19 protein-coding genes are annotated in these 15,463 nt (G+C 37.5%); 2 read left to right on the forward strand and 17 right to left on the reverse strand.

The features are described from left to right. Positions 1-15: 15 nt before the first annotated feature. The 17 genes from ACLBWW_RS27265 to ACLBWW_RS27345 form a co-directional block, all read right to left on the reverse strand. Positions 16-2,154, reverse strand: a complete 2,139-nt coding sequence (locus tag ACLBWW_RS27265) for a phage tail spike protein (protein ID WP_447614342.1) — start codon at positions 2,152-2,154, stop codon at positions 16-18. Continuing rightward, positions 2,154-2,906 carry a distal tail protein Dit gene (locus ACLBWW_RS27270; protein WP_447614343.1) on the reverse strand — a complete coding sequence of 251 codons (753 nt, stop codon included), beginning with the start codon at positions 2,904-2,906 and terminating at the stop codon, positions 2,154-2,156. Before ACLBWW_RS27270 ends, ACLBWW_RS27265 begins: the two co-directional genes overlap by 1 nt. A gap of 10 nt (positions 2,907-2,916) precedes the next feature. Continuing rightward, positions 2,917-5,511 (reverse strand): phage tail tape measure protein, encoded by a 2,595-nt coding sequence (locus ACLBWW_RS27275; protein WP_447614344.1) that lies wholly within the window; start codon positions 5,509-5,511, stop codon positions 2,917-2,919. Next, positions 5,512-5,772: a hypothetical protein gene (locus ACLBWW_RS27280; RefSeq protein WP_001992100.1), complete on the reverse strand. Its 261-nt coding sequence runs from the start codon at positions 5,770-5,772 to the stop codon at positions 5,512-5,514. Positions 5,773-5,819: 47 nt separating this feature from the next. Further along, positions 5,820-6,182 (reverse strand): hypothetical protein, encoded by a 363-nt coding sequence (locus tag ACLBWW_RS27285; protein WP_064469493.1) that lies wholly within the window; start codon positions 6,180-6,182, stop codon positions 5,820-5,822. A 56-nt stretch (positions 6,183-6,238) separates the two neighbouring features. Beyond that, the gene (locus tag ACLBWW_RS27290; protein ID WP_098078891.1) at positions 6,239-6,826 is read right to left on the reverse strand and encodes a hypothetical protein; all 588 of its coding nucleotides are present in this window, start codon (positions 6,824-6,826) and stop codon (positions 6,239-6,241) included. Positions 6,827-6,840: 14 nt separating this feature from the next. Next, complete coding sequence (locus ACLBWW_RS27295; protein WP_098078888.1) at positions 6,841-7,203, reverse strand: hypothetical protein; 363 nt, start codon at positions 7,201-7,203, stop codon at positions 6,841-6,843. Between the two features lie 5 nt (positions 7,204-7,208). Continuing rightward, positions 7,209-7,616: an HK97-gp10 family putative phage morphogenesis protein gene (locus ACLBWW_RS27300; RefSeq protein ID WP_447614345.1), complete on the reverse strand. Its 408-nt coding sequence runs from the start codon at positions 7,614-7,616 to the stop codon at positions 7,209-7,211. Continuing rightward, a complete protein-coding gene (locus ACLBWW_RS27305) occupies positions 7,591-7,938 on the reverse strand; it encodes a head-tail adaptor protein (RefSeq protein ID WP_447614346.1) in 348 nt (115 codons plus the stop codon). Before ACLBWW_RS27305 ends, ACLBWW_RS27300 begins: the two co-directional genes overlap by 26 nt. Continuing rightward, complete coding sequence (locus tag ACLBWW_RS27310; RefSeq protein ID WP_098078879.1) at positions 7,935-8,243, reverse strand: hypothetical protein; 309 nt, start codon at positions 8,241-8,243, stop codon at positions 7,935-7,937. The genes ACLBWW_RS27305 and ACLBWW_RS27310 overlap by 4 nt, the downstream gene beginning before the upstream one ends. Next, a complete protein-coding gene (locus ACLBWW_RS27315) occupies positions 8,244-8,405 on the reverse strand; it encodes a hypothetical protein (protein WP_447614347.1) in 162 nt (53 codons plus the stop codon). 37 nt (positions 8,406-8,442) lie between these two features. After that, positions 8,443-9,285, reverse strand: a complete 843-nt coding sequence (locus ACLBWW_RS27320) for a phage major capsid protein (protein ID WP_064469487.1) — start codon at positions 9,283-9,285, stop codon at positions 8,443-8,445. 143 nt (positions 9,286-9,428) lie between these two features. Beyond that, positions 9,429-10,181, reverse strand: coding sequence for a DUF4355 domain-containing protein (locus ACLBWW_RS27325; protein ID WP_447614348.1), 753 nt, complete (start codon positions 10,179-10,181; stop codon positions 9,429-9,431). Between the two features lie 74 nt (positions 10,182-10,255). After that, a complete protein-coding gene (locus ACLBWW_RS27330) occupies positions 10,256-11,023 on the reverse strand; it encodes a phage head morphogenesis protein (RefSeq protein ID WP_098079010.1) in 768 nt (255 codons plus the stop codon). Positions 11,024-11,096: 73 nt separating this feature from the next. Next, on the reverse strand, positions 11,097-12,530 hold the full coding sequence (locus tag ACLBWW_RS27335; protein ID WP_447614349.1) for a phage portal protein: 1,434 nt from the start codon (positions 12,528-12,530) through the stop codon (positions 11,097-11,099). Between the two features lie 12 nt (positions 12,531-12,542). Further along, positions 12,543-13,838: a PBSX family phage terminase large subunit gene (locus ACLBWW_RS27340; RefSeq protein ID WP_447614350.1), complete on the reverse strand. Its 1,296-nt coding sequence runs from the start codon at positions 13,836-13,838 to the stop codon at positions 12,543-12,545. After that, positions 13,789-14,694 (reverse strand): terminase small subunit, encoded by a 906-nt coding sequence (locus ACLBWW_RS27345; protein WP_447614351.1) that lies wholly within the window; start codon positions 14,692-14,694, stop codon positions 13,789-13,791. Before ACLBWW_RS27345 ends, ACLBWW_RS27340 begins: the two co-directional genes overlap by 50 nt. A gap of 221 nt (positions 14,695-14,915) precedes the next feature. Between ACLBWW_RS27345 and ACLBWW_RS27350 the strand changes: the two genes are divergently transcribed. Together ACLBWW_RS27350 and ACLBWW_RS27355 are read left to right on the forward strand one after the other, a co-directional pair. After that, positions 14,916-15,113, forward strand: coding sequence for a hypothetical protein (locus ACLBWW_RS27350; RefSeq protein WP_098668933.1), 198 nt, complete (start codon positions 14,916-14,918; stop codon positions 15,111-15,113). Positions 15,114-15,278: 165 nt separating this feature from the next. Next, the gene (locus ACLBWW_RS27355) at positions 15,279-15,458 is read left to right on the forward strand and encodes a hypothetical protein (RefSeq protein ID WP_098887875.1); all 180 of its coding nucleotides are present in this window, start codon (positions 15,279-15,281) and stop codon (positions 15,456-15,458) included. The last annotated feature ends 5 nt before the right edge of the window (positions 15,459-15,463 follow it).

Here is a 15,463-nt window from a genome sequence, read left to right on the forward strand (position 1 = left end):
GATCACACACACCTCCTACTTTCTTTCTAGCGCTTCGATACGAGCAAACGCATTATCTATACGCGCAATTTGCCAGCCTAAGGCTGAGGCATCTGCCTTACCACTTACAGCATTCGCCGCATTAACAGCTATTTTATTTACTTCTTCCACACGACCAGAAGCCCAATCAGCAACTCGTCTTGCTTCTCCAGCTTTAAAATCCGCATCCGATATCGCTTTGAACTTCAAACCGATGTCTTGACCATTAATCCAACCAATCCAAGCTTCTTGCCATCTGTGTGTGGCTGTTCCGAGTGAACCAAGTCCACTTGTCCAAGGACGGATTGCCGCGCCACCTCTATCACCTTCTCCTGGTACAATCGTCCACTCTTCGCCTCTCATTGCTCCTTCAATTCTAGAAAGTGGTGAAGCATCAAACCTAACAGGATGGTGAAATTCCGTACGCGCTTCTACTCGCATTTTTTCAGACGGTATGATATACAATGTCGGTGGGCGCATATATACATCACCATATCGACTTTCTATATAAATTGAGTTACCAAAAGAACCATCTGCTGCACGTTTACCGAAAGCCAAACCAGTTGCTACACCTTCCGCTTCAGACACACCAAAATAAGTAATTTCAGCAGAACTTCCATCAGCTTGTCTAGTTTTCGCTTGTGCAATTTGAGTTACTAACTTCCCTGTTTCGGAGTAAAAGTCAATGCCAGAACGGTCTAAATCAATTCTAAATCGATTGTTACGGCTTCGAAGAATACCCGAAACAATAGCATCAGCTTTCAAATTGATTACATCTATTAAATCAGCGTTTAATCTGCCAGATTTGATAAAATCAGCTACAAAAGTACCGTCCACAGTCCAAGCTGTTTCAAATGGTCCATTTACACCATTTTTTGAAAAGCCGATTCCTTCTTTATTAATCCGAAGTACTTGTTTAGCTAGATTGATATCATCTTTGTCCATTACAAATATTTCAGATGGATTATTTTTTGGATGGAGGACTACATGGCCACCACTATTACCTGTAATTTTATCGGTTACTTGGTCTATGATTTTTTGCCATTCACTTTTATTATTTTCTATATCCTCTTTTATTTTGTCTTCTAATTCTTTTTGACTTCCCGTTAATGAAAACTTAGCGTCACCAATTTCTATTGAATGGTACATTTCTGAAATAGGGTCATAATCAGTTCTAATTACCCTCGCTGCAGTTACTTCTGGAAAATCAGGGTGAGAGCAATGAACTGTATCACCTAATGCTACACGTTCTAAAACAGCATACTTTTCATATCCTGCAACCTTTTGTAATGGAACAAATGAGATTGTCGCACTCATCTTTGGTATGTCGATCTTGTTATTGACAAAGAATCTTTTTGCCTTATTTCTTAATTGCTCTACATTCTTCACATCTTGTATTTCAACATGCCTTATAAGAATATCGTCATAATCGTTAATGTATGGGCTATCAATGAACCTCTCTGGGAGTTTAATGATATCTCCCTCGTTTTCTCCTTGTGCATACGGAAAAATACGTGTTGCGACTGAATCTATATCTACTTTTACATCAATTCCAGTCATATTTTTCTGGAAAGCGATTAATACGCCATTATCACGACCGCGCTGTTTATGGAACTCAAAGCGGTACATATCTCGTTTTATTTCTCCACCAAAAGAATCCAGCATCGAACCACGTACACCTTGTATACAATCAGACGTTTGTTGCCTTTCTAAATTAACCTTTGTTTCTGTATCAATATCAGACCATGCTATCCAAGGCTTTTTAGGCTCAGACCGTGTTAATATTTCATTTAAGGCTTCAACAGTCTTCACTCTATCGTTCTTGTATGATTCAACGAACTGCTTTTCAGTATCGAATGTAATATGTTTAGCTCGAATGAACATGGTATAATCATCCGCTTTGTCATATTCATAAATTCGAAACGGTTGCCCTTGGTCTGTTTCATTCGCATCCACAAAAATAAACATGCGTTTTTCGATGTTTAGTCGATTGCATGTTTGAATAGGGACAGTCATTTCTAATTCGAATTGACCATTTAATTCTTCTACTACACTGATTTCTTCTACATCAGTTATTATGCCTAATCCATTATTTTCGAATTTCTTTTCATTCGCTGGATAAAGAATTGGATACATTACATTCCCCTCCAACGTGGTATTACTTCAATTTTTGTTACGTTACCTGTCCATGAAATATCATTTAAACCGTTCTTTAGTATAGGAAACGTCTTCGTGTACATTCGATCGTTCCTATTTTCAATAAGGTCATTCGTTACTTTAAAAGCATTCATCATTTCTGAATCGATTTCTATAAATCCATCTACGTTTTTAAATACGAAATTACTGTTATTTACTCTAAGTGTAAAATCTCCATTAGCAGTAACTTTAAAATATGGAAATGCTTCTTTAATTTCAGGATTAAATAAAGAAAAAGCACTTGTGTATTCTTCCTTATTTAATCCATAAGCCAGATATTTGAATGGTTTAATTTCAAAATCTATCTTCAAATTGGCAACGTCATCCATAATGCCGATAATTTCAATTTTAGACAGTACACACGCTTGGTAGGCGTATTCTTGTTCATATGAAAATATCAAACTTTTATATTCTACTGTACTTTGAAGCCACGACTTAACTCGATTCACCTCTTTATATACATCATCTGACGTAATTAAATTGCACTCAACAGGAAAAACGTCATTAAGTGAACGCTTTTTATCAATGATAAAGTCCCCATCTCTTCCTAATACCTGTACCTTTTTCACGTCTTTTTCGAATGATGAATAATTCTTCGGACTAGCTATTACTAATCCAAAATCAGTGCTTTTGATTCCATCAAACCAAAAGCACTCCATATTATCTAAATCGATTAGATCGCAATATGACATTGGATCACCTCTATTTTCGTCTTCGTTTAAGTGATTCTAACTCTGAATCCATATATCTCGCAGTAGCTCTGGCAATCGTTTTGCCATCTACATTTACTGATACTTCTATTGGTCTATCGTTGCTAGCTCCAACTGCGACTGGTTGTTGCATTGGCATAGATTTTAAAATGCCATCAGCGATTGCATCGAATGTTTGTTTACGTAAAGGAAGAACTGTTTCGTCGTACCCTCGTGCATCGCCGACTCCGACAAGCGTTGGATTACCTGGTTTAATTAACGCTCCGTTTGCTGCCCATTTAACATCGAAAGATGGTAGACCTTCACTTGCCCACTTTGTAGGATTCAAAGAACCATTTACACTGATTTTAGGTACCGGAATATGAACACCACTGAACATATTCGCTACACCGTTTTTAATTTTATCAATCCAACCCATAATTCCACTCCAGGCTTCTTTAATTGGATTGATAAGTTTGTCTTTAATTTTCATAGCAGCTTCTCCGATATCGAATGCCATCCGTACTACAGAAGCAATCGGTTCCTTAATAAATGTCTGGAAATACCCAACAACAGTAGACCACATACTGCTAATCGTAGAGCCGAAAGAAGATGCCAGACCTTTTACGGCGCTAAAAATTTGTTTAACGAAAGAGAATTGGATAAGACCCCAAATTAATTGAATCGCACCATTAAATATCTGTTTTATTCCTTCCCACATTCCAGAAAAGTCTCCAGTTAAAACTGATGCGAAAAACTTTATAATCCCCATAATGAGATTTACGGCGCCTTGGATAATATCCTTAATAGCCGACCAAGCGGATTCTACAATTGACATCACGACTGGCATCACAAAAGCTATAATAGATTGAATGATTGAAAATACATTTTGCACTGCTTGGACAATTTGTTGGCCATTTTGTTGCCAAAAAGCTGATATTTGCGAAATAATACCGTTCACGAAATTAAGTACATCTAGTAAAAGTGGCATTACATACGGAAGTATAGTTGACCATACATTTTTAATGAAATCTATAGTGGCGCCGATTATCCCCATAATTACAGGAGCAGCAGCCGAAATTAAAGACTGTATACCCGCCATAAAATTGCTGATTTGAAGTTGCACATCTTGAATAAACATTTGAATATCCGCCTTTTGCTGAGGCGAGAATCCCAATTTATCTAAAAGATTAGAAGCAGCTCCCCAGTCCCCCGACATAATTCCCTTTAACGTCTCTATACCGAATTGAACAGCAGCGGTGACACTTTGTATAATTTGAATAGCGTTAGCTGAGAAGCCTAGTTTAGTAAGTATGTCATATCCCTCAACCATGGCATTCCTATCACCTGAAGCAGCCAACCAAAAGTCCTGAATCGCTTTTCCAATTGCCTGTATATTTCCTATATAGCTATCTAAGTTGATAAATTTATTAATTGCGCTGTCAACCCACTGGACAACTTTAGTTAAACCAATAACAATTGCACCTAACGCAGGAGCGATAAGTGTAAATATTGTTATAGCCAGACCTTCCAAGGCAGATGTAAATTCATCCCATTTACCTTTAAGGTTATTGGTCATTGTGTCAGCCATTTTCCTTGCAGCACCATCAGCATTTTCTAATGCTTTTGTATTCTCTGCTAGATATCCACTACCTGCCTGCAAAAGCGCCGCCCAGTTTTTATAAGCTTCTGCACCAAATAAGGTGGTTAGTGTAGCTGACTTTTGTTGTGCTGTCATTGATCCCGTTTTATCTTCTAATTCTTTAATAATCGTTGGTAATGGTTTAATTTTCCCTTGCGAATCAAAGAAAGATAAATTTAACTCATCCATAACTTTTCGCATTTCTTTTGTCGGCTTCGCTAACCGGCCTAATGAAGTTGCAAATGCTTGTCCTGCAACAGAACCTTTTAAACCACTGTTAGACATGGCCATCATTGCTGCTGATGTTTCTTCCATCGTAAAGCCAACAGTATGAGCAGTACCAGCGGCATACTTCATTGCCTCTCCCATTTCAGTAACGTCAGTATTTGCGTCCGCTGCCGCTTTCGCTAATACATCGGCTGTATGTGTAGCTCGATCAGCCTTTAGACCGAATCCACTCATAATGTTTGATGCAATATCTGCTGCTGTTCCAAGGTCGAGTGCTCCAGCTGCTGCTAAATCTAACATACCTGGCATAGCAGTTAAAATGTCACTAGTTTTAAATCCAGCTTGTGCAAGATACATCATCCCTTCTCCAGCTTGTGTAGCGGAGAATTGAGTTGTGGCTCCTAATTCTTTAGCTTGAGCTTGCAATTGTTTCATTTCACTTCCAGAAGCACCGGAAACAGCCGCTACTTTTGACATAACTTGTTCAAAGTTAGCTCCAGCAGATACAATTCCAACAAGTGCAGCGCCTGCTCCTAATGCCATCCCTGCCATTCCACCAATAGCTATAGCAGAAGTGCCGACAGCAGCACCCATGGAACCAGCCATTCTACCAACACTGCTAAATCCTCTATTTAAGACACCTGTAGTTCGTTGTCCGTGCTGTTCTGCTCGGTTCAATCCACTTCGTAATTCATCATCACGCAAGAATATTGAACCAAACATACGAAATAGTTCCATTTATTCACCCGCCTTTCCGCGGATTTTAGCAACACGAGCAAACACTTCTTCTTTTGTAAGTTTCTTCTGTGGTTGCTCTACCGAATCGTTATACTTTTTCACTTGTTCACTCGTTGGATTCATACGTTTATGTTTGAAAGCCGGAAAAGTTTCTTCGCAATATGGTTGTAATGCACACCATTCTTCCCATAGCAGACGTTCTAATTCTTTCTCTTTCGCTTTCTTGAACATCTCCATACCTATCGTTATTGGAAGATTCATAACGTACTCTACATCTCCATATCGACTTGCAAACGTATCGTAAAAATCTATTTCGTTAATCCAACGAGTTTCGAAAAAACTGGTGCAAAGCTTGTATCGACTTTTTTAATCTCCATTACGATGTCATATAACTCACCTAAATCTAAATCTTTGATTACATCTACATCAACACTAGATAGATCGGAAAGTAGTTGATATACATCTTCTTCCGCTTCGCCTAATCCAGCGAACACTTCTATAAATAAATTGATACCTAATGCTTTTTGTTGCAGACCTAAGTTTTTTAACTCATCAAGCATCTTGAAGTCTGGTTTGATATCCATTTTCTTCACAATACGGGATAATCGCGGGATATCTCTGGTTTTAATGCCTCTTACTACATATTCTTTTCCTTGAACTGTTACTGCCATATTCATTCCTCCTTAAAATTAAAAAGAGCAGGGATTGTCCCTACTCTTTAAACTGCTTATCCTAATAACTTGGCTGCTTCTGTCGCCTTCAATATACGCATTTTCCATGGTACTTTCCGGATGTTAGACGGATCACGATGTCCAGTAAATGTTACTTCCGGAACAACTTCTGATTCATTTTCAAAAGACAATTCCAATGAACCATCTGACATTGCATTCTCTACAATGATTTCTACAATATCTCCACCTAAGTTTTCTCCAACCCAAGCTACGTTTTTTAAATAACTTTCGTTTGATATTTTTTCTGTTGGCGTAATTACATCGTACTTAATTGATTTCCCATTCTTCATAACCGTCTCTTCCGAAACTTTCAGGCCGGCTATATAATTTTTCACTTTTTCTTTATCCATAAACTCTAATGTTTTAAAAGATATTTGAGTAAGGGATTTAATAATCCGCTTCATTCCTTTTGTGGAGCCAGGAGAACCATCATAATCAATCTCTTTAAATTCAGGCTCATATTTAAATGAACCGCCACCTTGCGTGGCCCCTACTAAAAGCTCATTAGTTTCTCCGTAATTGAAGTAAAAAGCACCCCAATCTCCAAAGAGAATATTCTCTGGTTTTGGTTGTGGAGCTGGCATATAATCAATCCTTTCTATTGTTTAAAATAAGTTCGTAAAATGAACCGCACTTCTTTACGTCTGATATTTGGGTCTGGATCAGGTACTTTCTGACTTGAAAGATAAGAAATAGCAGCACTAAATTCAGCGCTGCTTAATCTTTTTCTATGAAGATTGTTTTCTAGTTTCATAATCAGTTCATCTATTTTGCTAAGATGATCAGAAGTGCCGTAAATATCAATTGTAAGCATGATATTCTTCCGTCCCCATGGTTCTTTATCATCGTTAACTGTATATACCAGATAAGGCATATCTGCGGTTGTTTTCGCGATTTCATAGTACGTTTCTTTATGAATCTTTTTCAATTCACCGTGTAATATATTTATAAAGTCATTCATGGTATCTACCTCATTAATGACGAATAGGTTCGTGTGCCAACTTGCGTAATCATCGGTTTATTATTCTCTGCTGCAGGTCTAAGGAATGGTTGAGCATGTTGTCCTTGTGTTTGAACCATCTTCCCCGTTTTAGGGTCACGGTACATCCACGGAGTTTGTCTCCCATTTCCATCTTCAGCATAAATACCCGTTCCTTTTTCTACATAAATAGAGGAATCAACCGAATTACCTATTTTAGCTGATTCTACTGTAGCTATATAGCTATTTCCGCGTCGTGTATTACCTGTATCTACAGGAGTAAGTAACTTTGCTTTAGAAGTAACGAATTGACCAATAGCAGTATGAGCAGCCTTTTTAGCTGCTAAGTGCCTTGCCATTACCGCAGCTCTATTCGATTGGAACTTCATGCTCATAAGGCAACATCTCCAATTCTATTTGAAAGAATCTATTTGCATTGATTGGATCGCCCGGATAAGTAACGCTGTATATCTTCTTATCAATAACTAATCTATCTTGAATAGTTACGTCAAATGGTAGGCAGTAGAATAAGTGTGTGCTTTTCTCTTCTACTTTCTTATTACGAGCATCTTTTGTCCCTTGAATAGCATCTAATACACCTTTTACATTGTTAATTGTTTTCCATTCTTCTGTTGGATATGGTCCATCGTCATCAGAGCCAACATTACGAAGTACTGTAGATTCTTTGCCAAACTTACGAATCATTGATTGAATCATAAGACACGCAGCCTCACTTTCAGTCCTTTCGTAACGCTTGCTGGATAATCTCCTACATCATCATAAGTAACAGAATAATTACCTAACGATTCGCTTTTCTTCCCTTCTCTTTCCTGCTCCTTATACTCATAAACAACCATCTTTGCGATGATACCAAGATAAGCAGGAGGGAATTCAGGAATCGTTCTATTTGTGTACTCAGCAACCATAAACATTGTATCCTCAATGCTTATTAATAAGTTTTCATCACTTATATTAGGAACTTGCAGTTTCACACGTTTTAAAATTTCTGCTTTCATATCCATTTACTCACTCGGTTTTGCAGGTGTTTGTCTTTTCTTTTTAATTGTTTCTTGTTTTGGTTCATCTACTTCTTCGTATGCAGGGTCATTCTTGCAACGCTTTACATGATCGACATCCGTTACTTCCCATGTGACATCTGTTTCTGTATTTAAAAACCAAGGCATATTATCTCTCCTTTCAAAAGAAAAGAGGAAAGGCTTATTAAGCCCCTCCTCCTGCTGGTGGTGTAGTTGGCGCAATTGTAGCTGTAAGTACTGCTAATGATTCTGAGCGAAGTACGCCAGCGCCATAAACCATAAGACCACGAACACCATCTGAAAATGAATTTTGAAGGCGTTGTGCTTCTGTTTCATTTAACTGTTTACCATGGCCGATACCAGACTTATGAAGAGCAAGAATTTTATATTTACCAGATGTATTATGAATTTCTTCTGATACAACGATTTGTGAACCGTTAATTACTTGCCCTTCTACAACACCGTTTTCTAAAATGATAGGTTGTTTTGTGAAACGGTCATCTTTAGAGAGTAATCCAAGAACTTGAGAGTTGATGATTGTGAAACGCTCGGTTTTAGGAACTTTCTTCATGTTTAACTTCGTGTTCAGGTCAACAATATAGTCGTATGCATTCTTAGGCGATAATTCGATTGCTGCAGAATCAGTACCGATTACATTATCTTTATGAGCACCTGTGTAAAGTCCTAGTGTAAATGTATCGACCGTCTCCTGAAGTACTGATCCTGCTTCTTGTGTATGCGGATCAATTAAGTCTCCAGCAGCTTGTGCAGCATCTACATCATCTACTTTGAACGCGAAGTACTTCTTCTGATCCATATTGATTTCTACTTTAGAAGGGTTTGTATCATCCCATTCAACCGAACCAGAATAATCTTTTACATTTACTGCACCAACACGGTTAAAGATAATTTTGTTACCTTCGATTTTTGCTGGTTTCGTTGTGATTAAATCCGCGATAGAACGCTTGTGGAAGTTCGCCATTAAACGTGCTTCCCAAATTGTTGGAATAAAAGTTGCTACTGACATATGTTATTTCCTCCTTAATTTGTCCATAACAAAAGAATTCACTTAAATAGCGACCTCTTTTGCTTGTTTTATAATTTTACTAACTGTTTCATGTGAAATATTTGATCCTCTTCCTATAGCACGAAAGAACAATCTTAATTTATCTACTTACCCCAAGTGCGCATATCCTTTTGAATCTGCGTCCAATTTTCGTTAATCTCTGACTGGCTCATTGATTCTACTTGCTGACGTGTAAATGTAGCTCCATTACCAGAACCAGCATAGATATCACGCCCTGCTGCTTTGAACCTCTCTGCTACTTTTGCCTCTAATGAAGCATTGAATAAATCACCAAGTTTCGCTACACGAACTTTTGTATCATCAACATCGGTACCTACAACAAAGTCTACAAATTTAATATCTAATCCCACTTTAGATAAGGCCTCTGCTGCAGCACTTTGCATTTCCTTTTGATGTAATACTTGTTCGCGTTCTTCGAGGGTTTTTTGTAACTCTTTCATCTCATATTCTGCTTTTTCTTGAGCAGTCATAGAAGCTGTTTTATAGTTTTCTAGCTCTTTTTTAGTTGCGCTAAGCTCTTTCGCATACTTGGTACGTACTTTATCTTCACGAGACTGCAACATCTTCTCGATGAAGTCTTTCGTCGCTGGATCTAACTGCGGTTCTTTTGGTTGATTACCACCTTCAGTTTGAGAATTTTGCTGTGTATTGCTACCATCTGGATTTTCACCAGTTAAATTCCCTGCCGTATTGTCATCCGTTCCTCCTACACCAATATCAGTACCATCACCTTCAGCAAAGAATTGAATGTTTGTTAAACGTAATCGATATGATAATTTTGTAGCTTCTTTCTCTTTGAAAAACTGTACTTTCGCTTGCTTTTGTAATTGTTTCATTATTATTCCTCCTCTGAGTTCCTATAATTACACCCTATTAAGTTCGTAATCTATAAGCCCTCAAGTGTTTTTTATTATTCAAGAGAGTCTTTCCATTCTTCATAACTAACTGCGGTAATAACTTCATTTCTGCCTGTTGTTGGGTTTCTAGCCCTTCTTTCGATGAATGGACTAACATCCGCTACCTCAGTAATAAAAGTACAGCGGCAGCGTACAACTTCTTTAGCAGGTAAATTGCTGTCATGTGGATATTCACAGCTATAACCACCTACTTTAAACAACCCTTTAAACGGTACTTTCTGATGATCTGCTGCTTGGTGAGTAGGACGTGTACGTTTATCTAATGTAGAAATCCAAATCTTCTCCATTGATACACCTTCGTCAAAAGCTTGAGAGGCACTGTCATAGGTACCTAAGTTTTGTACCCTAGCACTTTCTGTCCATGCCACCATTTGCGCTTTCTTTGCATCACCATCAAGTATTGGCTTAATACGATTTGCCATTGTTGCATATCCTTCACCTTTTCTAAGACCAATAGATAATTCTCTGCGTATTCGGTTAACTATCTGTACTCGATGTGTACCTAACCTTTGATTGAGCGTCATTTTATCGATTGGCATTTGTACCGCTCGTTTAATGATGTTCGGATCAAGAAGACCATACGAAAGAGCCACACCGACTTCTTTCTCGATGAGATAACTCGTATAATAAAAAGACTCTCCATACTGATTGGAGAGCATTTCATTGAGAGTTTTCTTTTTCTCATATGTTATTTCATTAATAACTTGTTGCAGTTCACTTTGCATGTTCTTGTATCGATTGAATCGGCGCATTTCCTGCATACTCAACTGCTCATTTACCGCATATTTGGCATGATAAAAAGCCAGTATTCCTCTGACTTCTTCTAAAGCATCTTTATACAGGTAGAGAATCGCCTTTTCTAGTTCGTCCTCTATCTTTTGGAGGTGTTTCTGCTTCTTGTCCCATTCCATCGTTTTCACCGCCTTTATGTACAGTGTCTAAATCGATAGAATCAACCTCTTCTTCCTGCATCTTCTGTATTTCCGCTTTCGGATCAGAAACAACAGATAACATAGATAATCGTGTTTCTTCGCTTACTAAACCTTGTAGTTTAGACTGCACATCAGCTTCATCAGCTAAGTTGGCTGGAAGGTTTCGTGTGAATTGGAACGTCATACAAAGGTAGTCTAGCTCTCCTTTATTTGAGCGTAAGTTCCAAGCGTCAAACAATAACTTGAATTGTTGTCGCAATGACTTAGTAAACTTCATTTCTAGCGTTCCTGATTTCGTTTCTAAAGCTAATAACTTATAACGAATAGCAACACCAGTAAGGTTACCGCCAAATGATTCATCAGAAAGGTTAACATGCTTTGTGAAGCGGCATATATTCTTTTCTAATCTGTCGAGATGGTGTTCTAAGATATTGTCATTAAGGTCCTTAGTCAAGAAAGAAGCTTCACCATTCTCACCTACATCAAGAGCACCAGTTTGTTTTAGCTTCTCAATAGTGGCATCATCTATATCAACACCTTTAAAGATCATATAAGCCAAACGGAACTGTTCAATTTCACTGTTTACATCAGAAAACGAACGGTCATACCCTTCAATAAGTGCAATGGCTTTATCGACATCTCCCTGCAATTCTTCATTGTTAGGGAAACCAATAAGTGGCACACCTTTGTATAAGTTAGGGATACGGTTTGTTTCTTGTAACTTATCTAAATCCTCACCGGTGTACTCAATAATGTTTGTTTCATTATAGAATTCTACTTTATATCCGTCTTTGAAATCATCGCCATCAATTACTTTGATTGGATAGCAGCGGATAGCGTATTTAGGCTCAGCAATGCTTGAATTAGTAAGAAATATAGCTTCATAAGGTTTGATATTCATAACCTTTTCAATGCCTTCTTTGTCATGATAGAGAAGCCTTGCTCCATACCCACAAATAGAAGCAAACTTTCCTGTTTCTGCATCAGCATCTTCAGTATGATTTGCTTTTAAAAAGTCCTGGATTCGTTTTAATACTTCATCATCGTCATGATTCAGACTATATGAAACAGGTAACCCAAACATATAACCAATCTTTGTATCTATAATTTCAGAAAAGAAGTCATTGTTCAGTTTATTATTTACCTTATCTTTATTACCATCACCTTTAAACTCGCGAGTAAAGATAGGTACACCTTTTTCACTTGCTTTGTAGCGTTCGTACCTGTTAATCATACGTTGTTTTAATGGTTCGAACTCATCGATAATCTTTTTAAGTAGCTTAGGCGTAGGTTCTCCATTATTCTCATCCAGTAATGGGATATAGTGTTCAAACATCGTCTCACCTCCTTAATAGATTGATCTAACTGCTTTCGCTTTTCTGTTACGACGTTTTTCTTCAATGATATAGCGTAGTGCTGCCATAGCATCGTCAAATATTTCAACAGGTTCGTCTAAATATAAACCTGTCTTCGAATCCTTTTTCCATTTCCATTGTGATATTTCTGCAATGAAATTTACGCAAGAAGGATGAATGTGTATTTTTAATGTTTTCAAATAGTCTATTTGAGCTTTTACGCTGTTCGGGTTCTTAACAACAGCAGTCGCTTTATATCCTGCTTTCTTCCACATCTTAATGCGATCTGGCTCAGCAGAGTCACAATACATAAATAAACGTTTGTTTAAACCTTGTTTATCTGCAATCTCAATGATCTCATTCGTATCTTTCTCATGGACGTATATTTCATTGCATATATATAACTCTCCATCTTTCCAACCACCTGTAAGAATGGCATTAGCATGGTTGAATCCAAAGTCTTGGCTATGATTCATAGAGTCAAACCGTTCAAATGACGTATCGAATTCATGGACTCTATAATTTTTAAGGATTACGCCGCCAATTTCACCCCAATCACCTTCTCCATATACTTGATATCCTTCTGGGTCCTGCTCTTTACGCAACATCATACGTCGATGGTATGCATCATCAATGAACCGGTTTGTTAAATAAGTAGAATGATGAGTAAAAATGTCAGGATGTTCGATATCAAAGTACTTCTTCTTAATCCAGTGAGTGGAGGATACAGGGTTAAACGTAAATGTAATTTGATAGTAAAGATTTTCATTTGGTAATATACCGCGCAAACGGTCATCAAGGATATCAATATCGTTTTCTTTTAACTCGGTTGATTCTTCTATCCATATCCACGTTAATTTACCATGTTCGAACGTAATCGATTTAACCTTTTCACGCTCGTTATCATCCTTCATACCGCGGAATATAATCATATTTCCTGTTGTTTTGCAGACCATTTCTAAAGGGCTTTGCCTGATAGTCCAGTATTTACTGGCTTTCTTACCAAATATGATGTTAATCGCCTTTCTTAACTCTGCGTAAGTAGAATGACGATTAGTAACATCTATTTTTCGTACCACGAGTAAATTAGCTCCCTGGTATTTCGGATCAGACAATTTAAGAATGTAATCTTGTGCGATATTAGTGGATTTCCCACTACCAGCAGAACCTTTTAAGGCTCTGTAACGCTTCCTGCATTCATTTACTGGTTTAAAAATACGATTGAACTGTACTTTTGTTTTACTCATCACCATCACCATAATCAACAGTAATTTCGATAGTTGAATCATCATCACCATCATCAATACGTTTGATTTCAGCTTTCGTCTTCTCGATCTGTACTTTCTGAGCTTCTTGTTGCATGTGTAATCTTTCCTCATCAACTTTTCGTTTAAAGTTATCAGGGAATAAATCGAAGTATAATGACAGTTTGTCAAGAGCCTTCATCTTGTCAGCCAGCTTAATGGATATACCATCACGCCCCTGCTTTACTTCAGTAATAATCGAACCGTCTACCATATCAGACTCAGCTAGATCAATAAAGTTCATCATACGTGTTTCAGTAATAAACTCCGTCACTTCATTTCCTTCTTCATCTACTGATGTTCTTTCTTCTGGTTCTAGCTCAACTTCTCTTTGGCCAAAGGTCACATAATTAGTAATATCAGCAAAAGCAATCTTAATGTACTCTTTAAGCACATCCATAGCTTCTACAAATACATTTTCAACTAACTCGCCTTTTAGCTCCTTTATATAGGAAGAAACTCGTTCGCGCCTTAATAATCGACTAGCCTGTACATGAGCGCCATCTTTAGAGTAACCAGCCTTCAATGCAGCTTGTGTACCATTGAAGTATTTCACATAATACAAACAAAAGAGCCGTTCCTTTTCGGTCAGCTCTTCATCTTCTAAAATCTCTTTTAGTTTTTCTTTTGTTTTAGGATTTTTAACATTAGTAACGCTCCTTTTCGCAATAGTAACGTTACCATTCATTTGTTCATCCCATTTATCTTGTGATTTCCACTTTCTGATTTGCGAAGGCTTGAGATTTAACTCAGCTGCAATATCAATAAGCAGCTTCTCACCTTTACTTGCTTTGTATATTTCAAATGCTTTGTCACGATCTGGGCTTCGTTGCCTAGCCATATTCACCACCTCGCGGTAATCCCTAATTTAGTCTTGAAATTCCCTAAAACTCATTGTATTATATTTTTGTATTTTCTCAGTTCCCAAGCCGAGGAAACATCATCACTTCTGAAAAGGGCCCGAATTCTATCGGGTTCTTTTTCATTCCTATTCTTGTAAATCCTTTTATTTAAATGTAAAATTATAAATAAGTTCTAAAAATTCGAATCGAGGTGAAAATCATGAGAAGTTTTGGCTCATTAATGATTTCTACTGTCTGTTCAGTACTTCTTATAATTTGGAATACCTATTCCTTCTATAGCGGATACACAACAGGGCGTACATACTATTGGATTAATGGCATCGCAGCTGTTATCTTCCTCCTATTCTTTATCCTAAACATGCGTGATTTCAAAAAGAAAAACTACAGAACCTCATAACAATAGGAGTTGATACATATTTTCGGGTCTTGCTCCATAAATTATTATCAGGAGAATCTGCAGGGTTGCAGGTTCTCTTTGTCAAATAAAAACATCCATTATATGAACGCTTCATGTTATTATGATAAAGCTGTATTAATTCAGATTGATATGTAGGTGAGACTAATGGAAAATAAAGAACCTGAACAAAAGTATGATTTAAGTAAAATATACACATACACAGAACACCCTGATAAAATCAGCGGTCGCTGTGATAATTGCGGAAATACCGCATTCAAAAGTTCCGTTAAAGATTTCATCTATATAAGAGAATGCCGTAAATGCGGTATGAAGAAAAGTATCTAGCCCCG

Source organism: Bacillus sp. M5A3_1b (genome assembly GCF_053345335.1).

What these genes read in the sequence shown, in the direction of transcription:
- ACLBWW_RS27265 (WP_447614342.1), bottom strand. Translation starts at nt 2,154, where the DNA reads ATGTATCCAATTCTTTATCCAGCGAATGAAAAGAAATTCGAAAATAAT.
- ACLBWW_RS27270 (WP_447614343.1), bottom strand. Translation starts at nt 2,906, where the DNA reads ATGTCATATTGCGATCTAATCGATTTAGATAATATGGAGTGCTTTTGG.
- ACLBWW_RS27275 (WP_447614344.1), bottom strand. Translation starts at nt 5,511, where the DNA reads ATGGAACTATTTCGTATGTTTGGTTCAATATTCTTGCGTGATGATGAA.
- ACLBWW_RS27280 (WP_001992100.1), bottom strand. Translation starts at nt 5,772, where the DNA reads ATGAATCTTCCAATAACGATAGGTATGGAGATGTTCAAGAAAGCGAAA.
- ACLBWW_RS27285 (WP_064469493.1), bottom strand. Translation starts at nt 6,182, where the DNA reads ATGGCAGTAACAGTTCAAGGAAAAGAATATGTAGTAAGAGGCATTAAA.
- ACLBWW_RS27290 (WP_098078891.1), bottom strand. Translation starts at nt 6,826, where the DNA reads ATGCCAGCTCCACAACCAAAACCAGAGAATATTCTCTTTGGAGATTGG.
- ACLBWW_RS27295 (WP_098078888.1), bottom strand. Translation starts at nt 7,203, where the DNA reads ATGAATGACTTTATAAATATATTACACGGTGAATTGAAAAAGATTCAT.
- ACLBWW_RS27300 (WP_447614345.1), bottom strand. Translation starts at nt 7,616, where the DNA reads ATGAGCATGAAGTTCCAATCGAATAGAGCTGCGGTAATGGCAAGGCAC.
- ACLBWW_RS27305 (WP_447614346.1), bottom strand. Translation starts at nt 7,938, where the DNA reads ATGATTCAATCAATGATTCGTAAGTTTGGCAAAGAATCTACAGTACTT.
- ACLBWW_RS27310 (WP_098078879.1), bottom strand. Translation starts at nt 8,243, where the DNA reads ATGGATATGAAAGCAGAAATTTTAAAACGTGTGAAACTGCAAGTTCCT.
- ACLBWW_RS27315 (WP_447614347.1), bottom strand. Translation starts at nt 8,405, where the DNA reads ATGCCTTGGTTTTTAAATACAGAAACAGATGTCACATGGGAAGTAACG.
- ACLBWW_RS27320 (WP_064469487.1), bottom strand. Translation starts at nt 9,285, where the DNA reads ATGTCAGTAGCAACTTTTATTCCAACAATTTGGGAAGCACGTTTAATG.
- ACLBWW_RS27325 (WP_447614348.1), bottom strand. Translation starts at nt 10,181, where the DNA reads ATGAAACAATTACAAAAGCAAGCGAAAGTACAGTTTTTCAAAGAGAAA.
- ACLBWW_RS27330 (WP_098079010.1), bottom strand. Translation starts at nt 11,023, where the DNA reads ATGCAGGAAATGCGCCGATTCAATCGATACAAGAACATGCAAAGTGAA.
- ACLBWW_RS27335 (WP_447614349.1), bottom strand. Translation starts at nt 12,530, where the DNA reads ATGTTTGAACACTATATCCCATTACTGGATGAGAATAATGGAGAACCT.
- ACLBWW_RS27340 (WP_447614350.1), bottom strand. Translation starts at nt 13,838, where the DNA reads ATGATTCAACTATCGAAATTACTGTTGATTATGGTGATGGTGATGAGT.
- ACLBWW_RS27345 (WP_447614351.1), bottom strand. Translation starts at nt 14,694, where the DNA reads ATGGCTAGGCAACGAAGCCCAGATCGTGACAAAGCATTTGAAATATAC.
- ACLBWW_RS27350 (WP_098668933.1), top strand. Translation starts at nt 14,916, where the DNA reads ATGAGAAGTTTTGGCTCATTAATGATTTCTACTGTCTGTTCAGTACTT.
- ACLBWW_RS27355 (WP_098887875.1), top strand. Translation starts at nt 15,279, where the DNA reads ATGGAAAATAAAGAACCTGAACAAAAGTATGATTTAAGTAAAATATAC.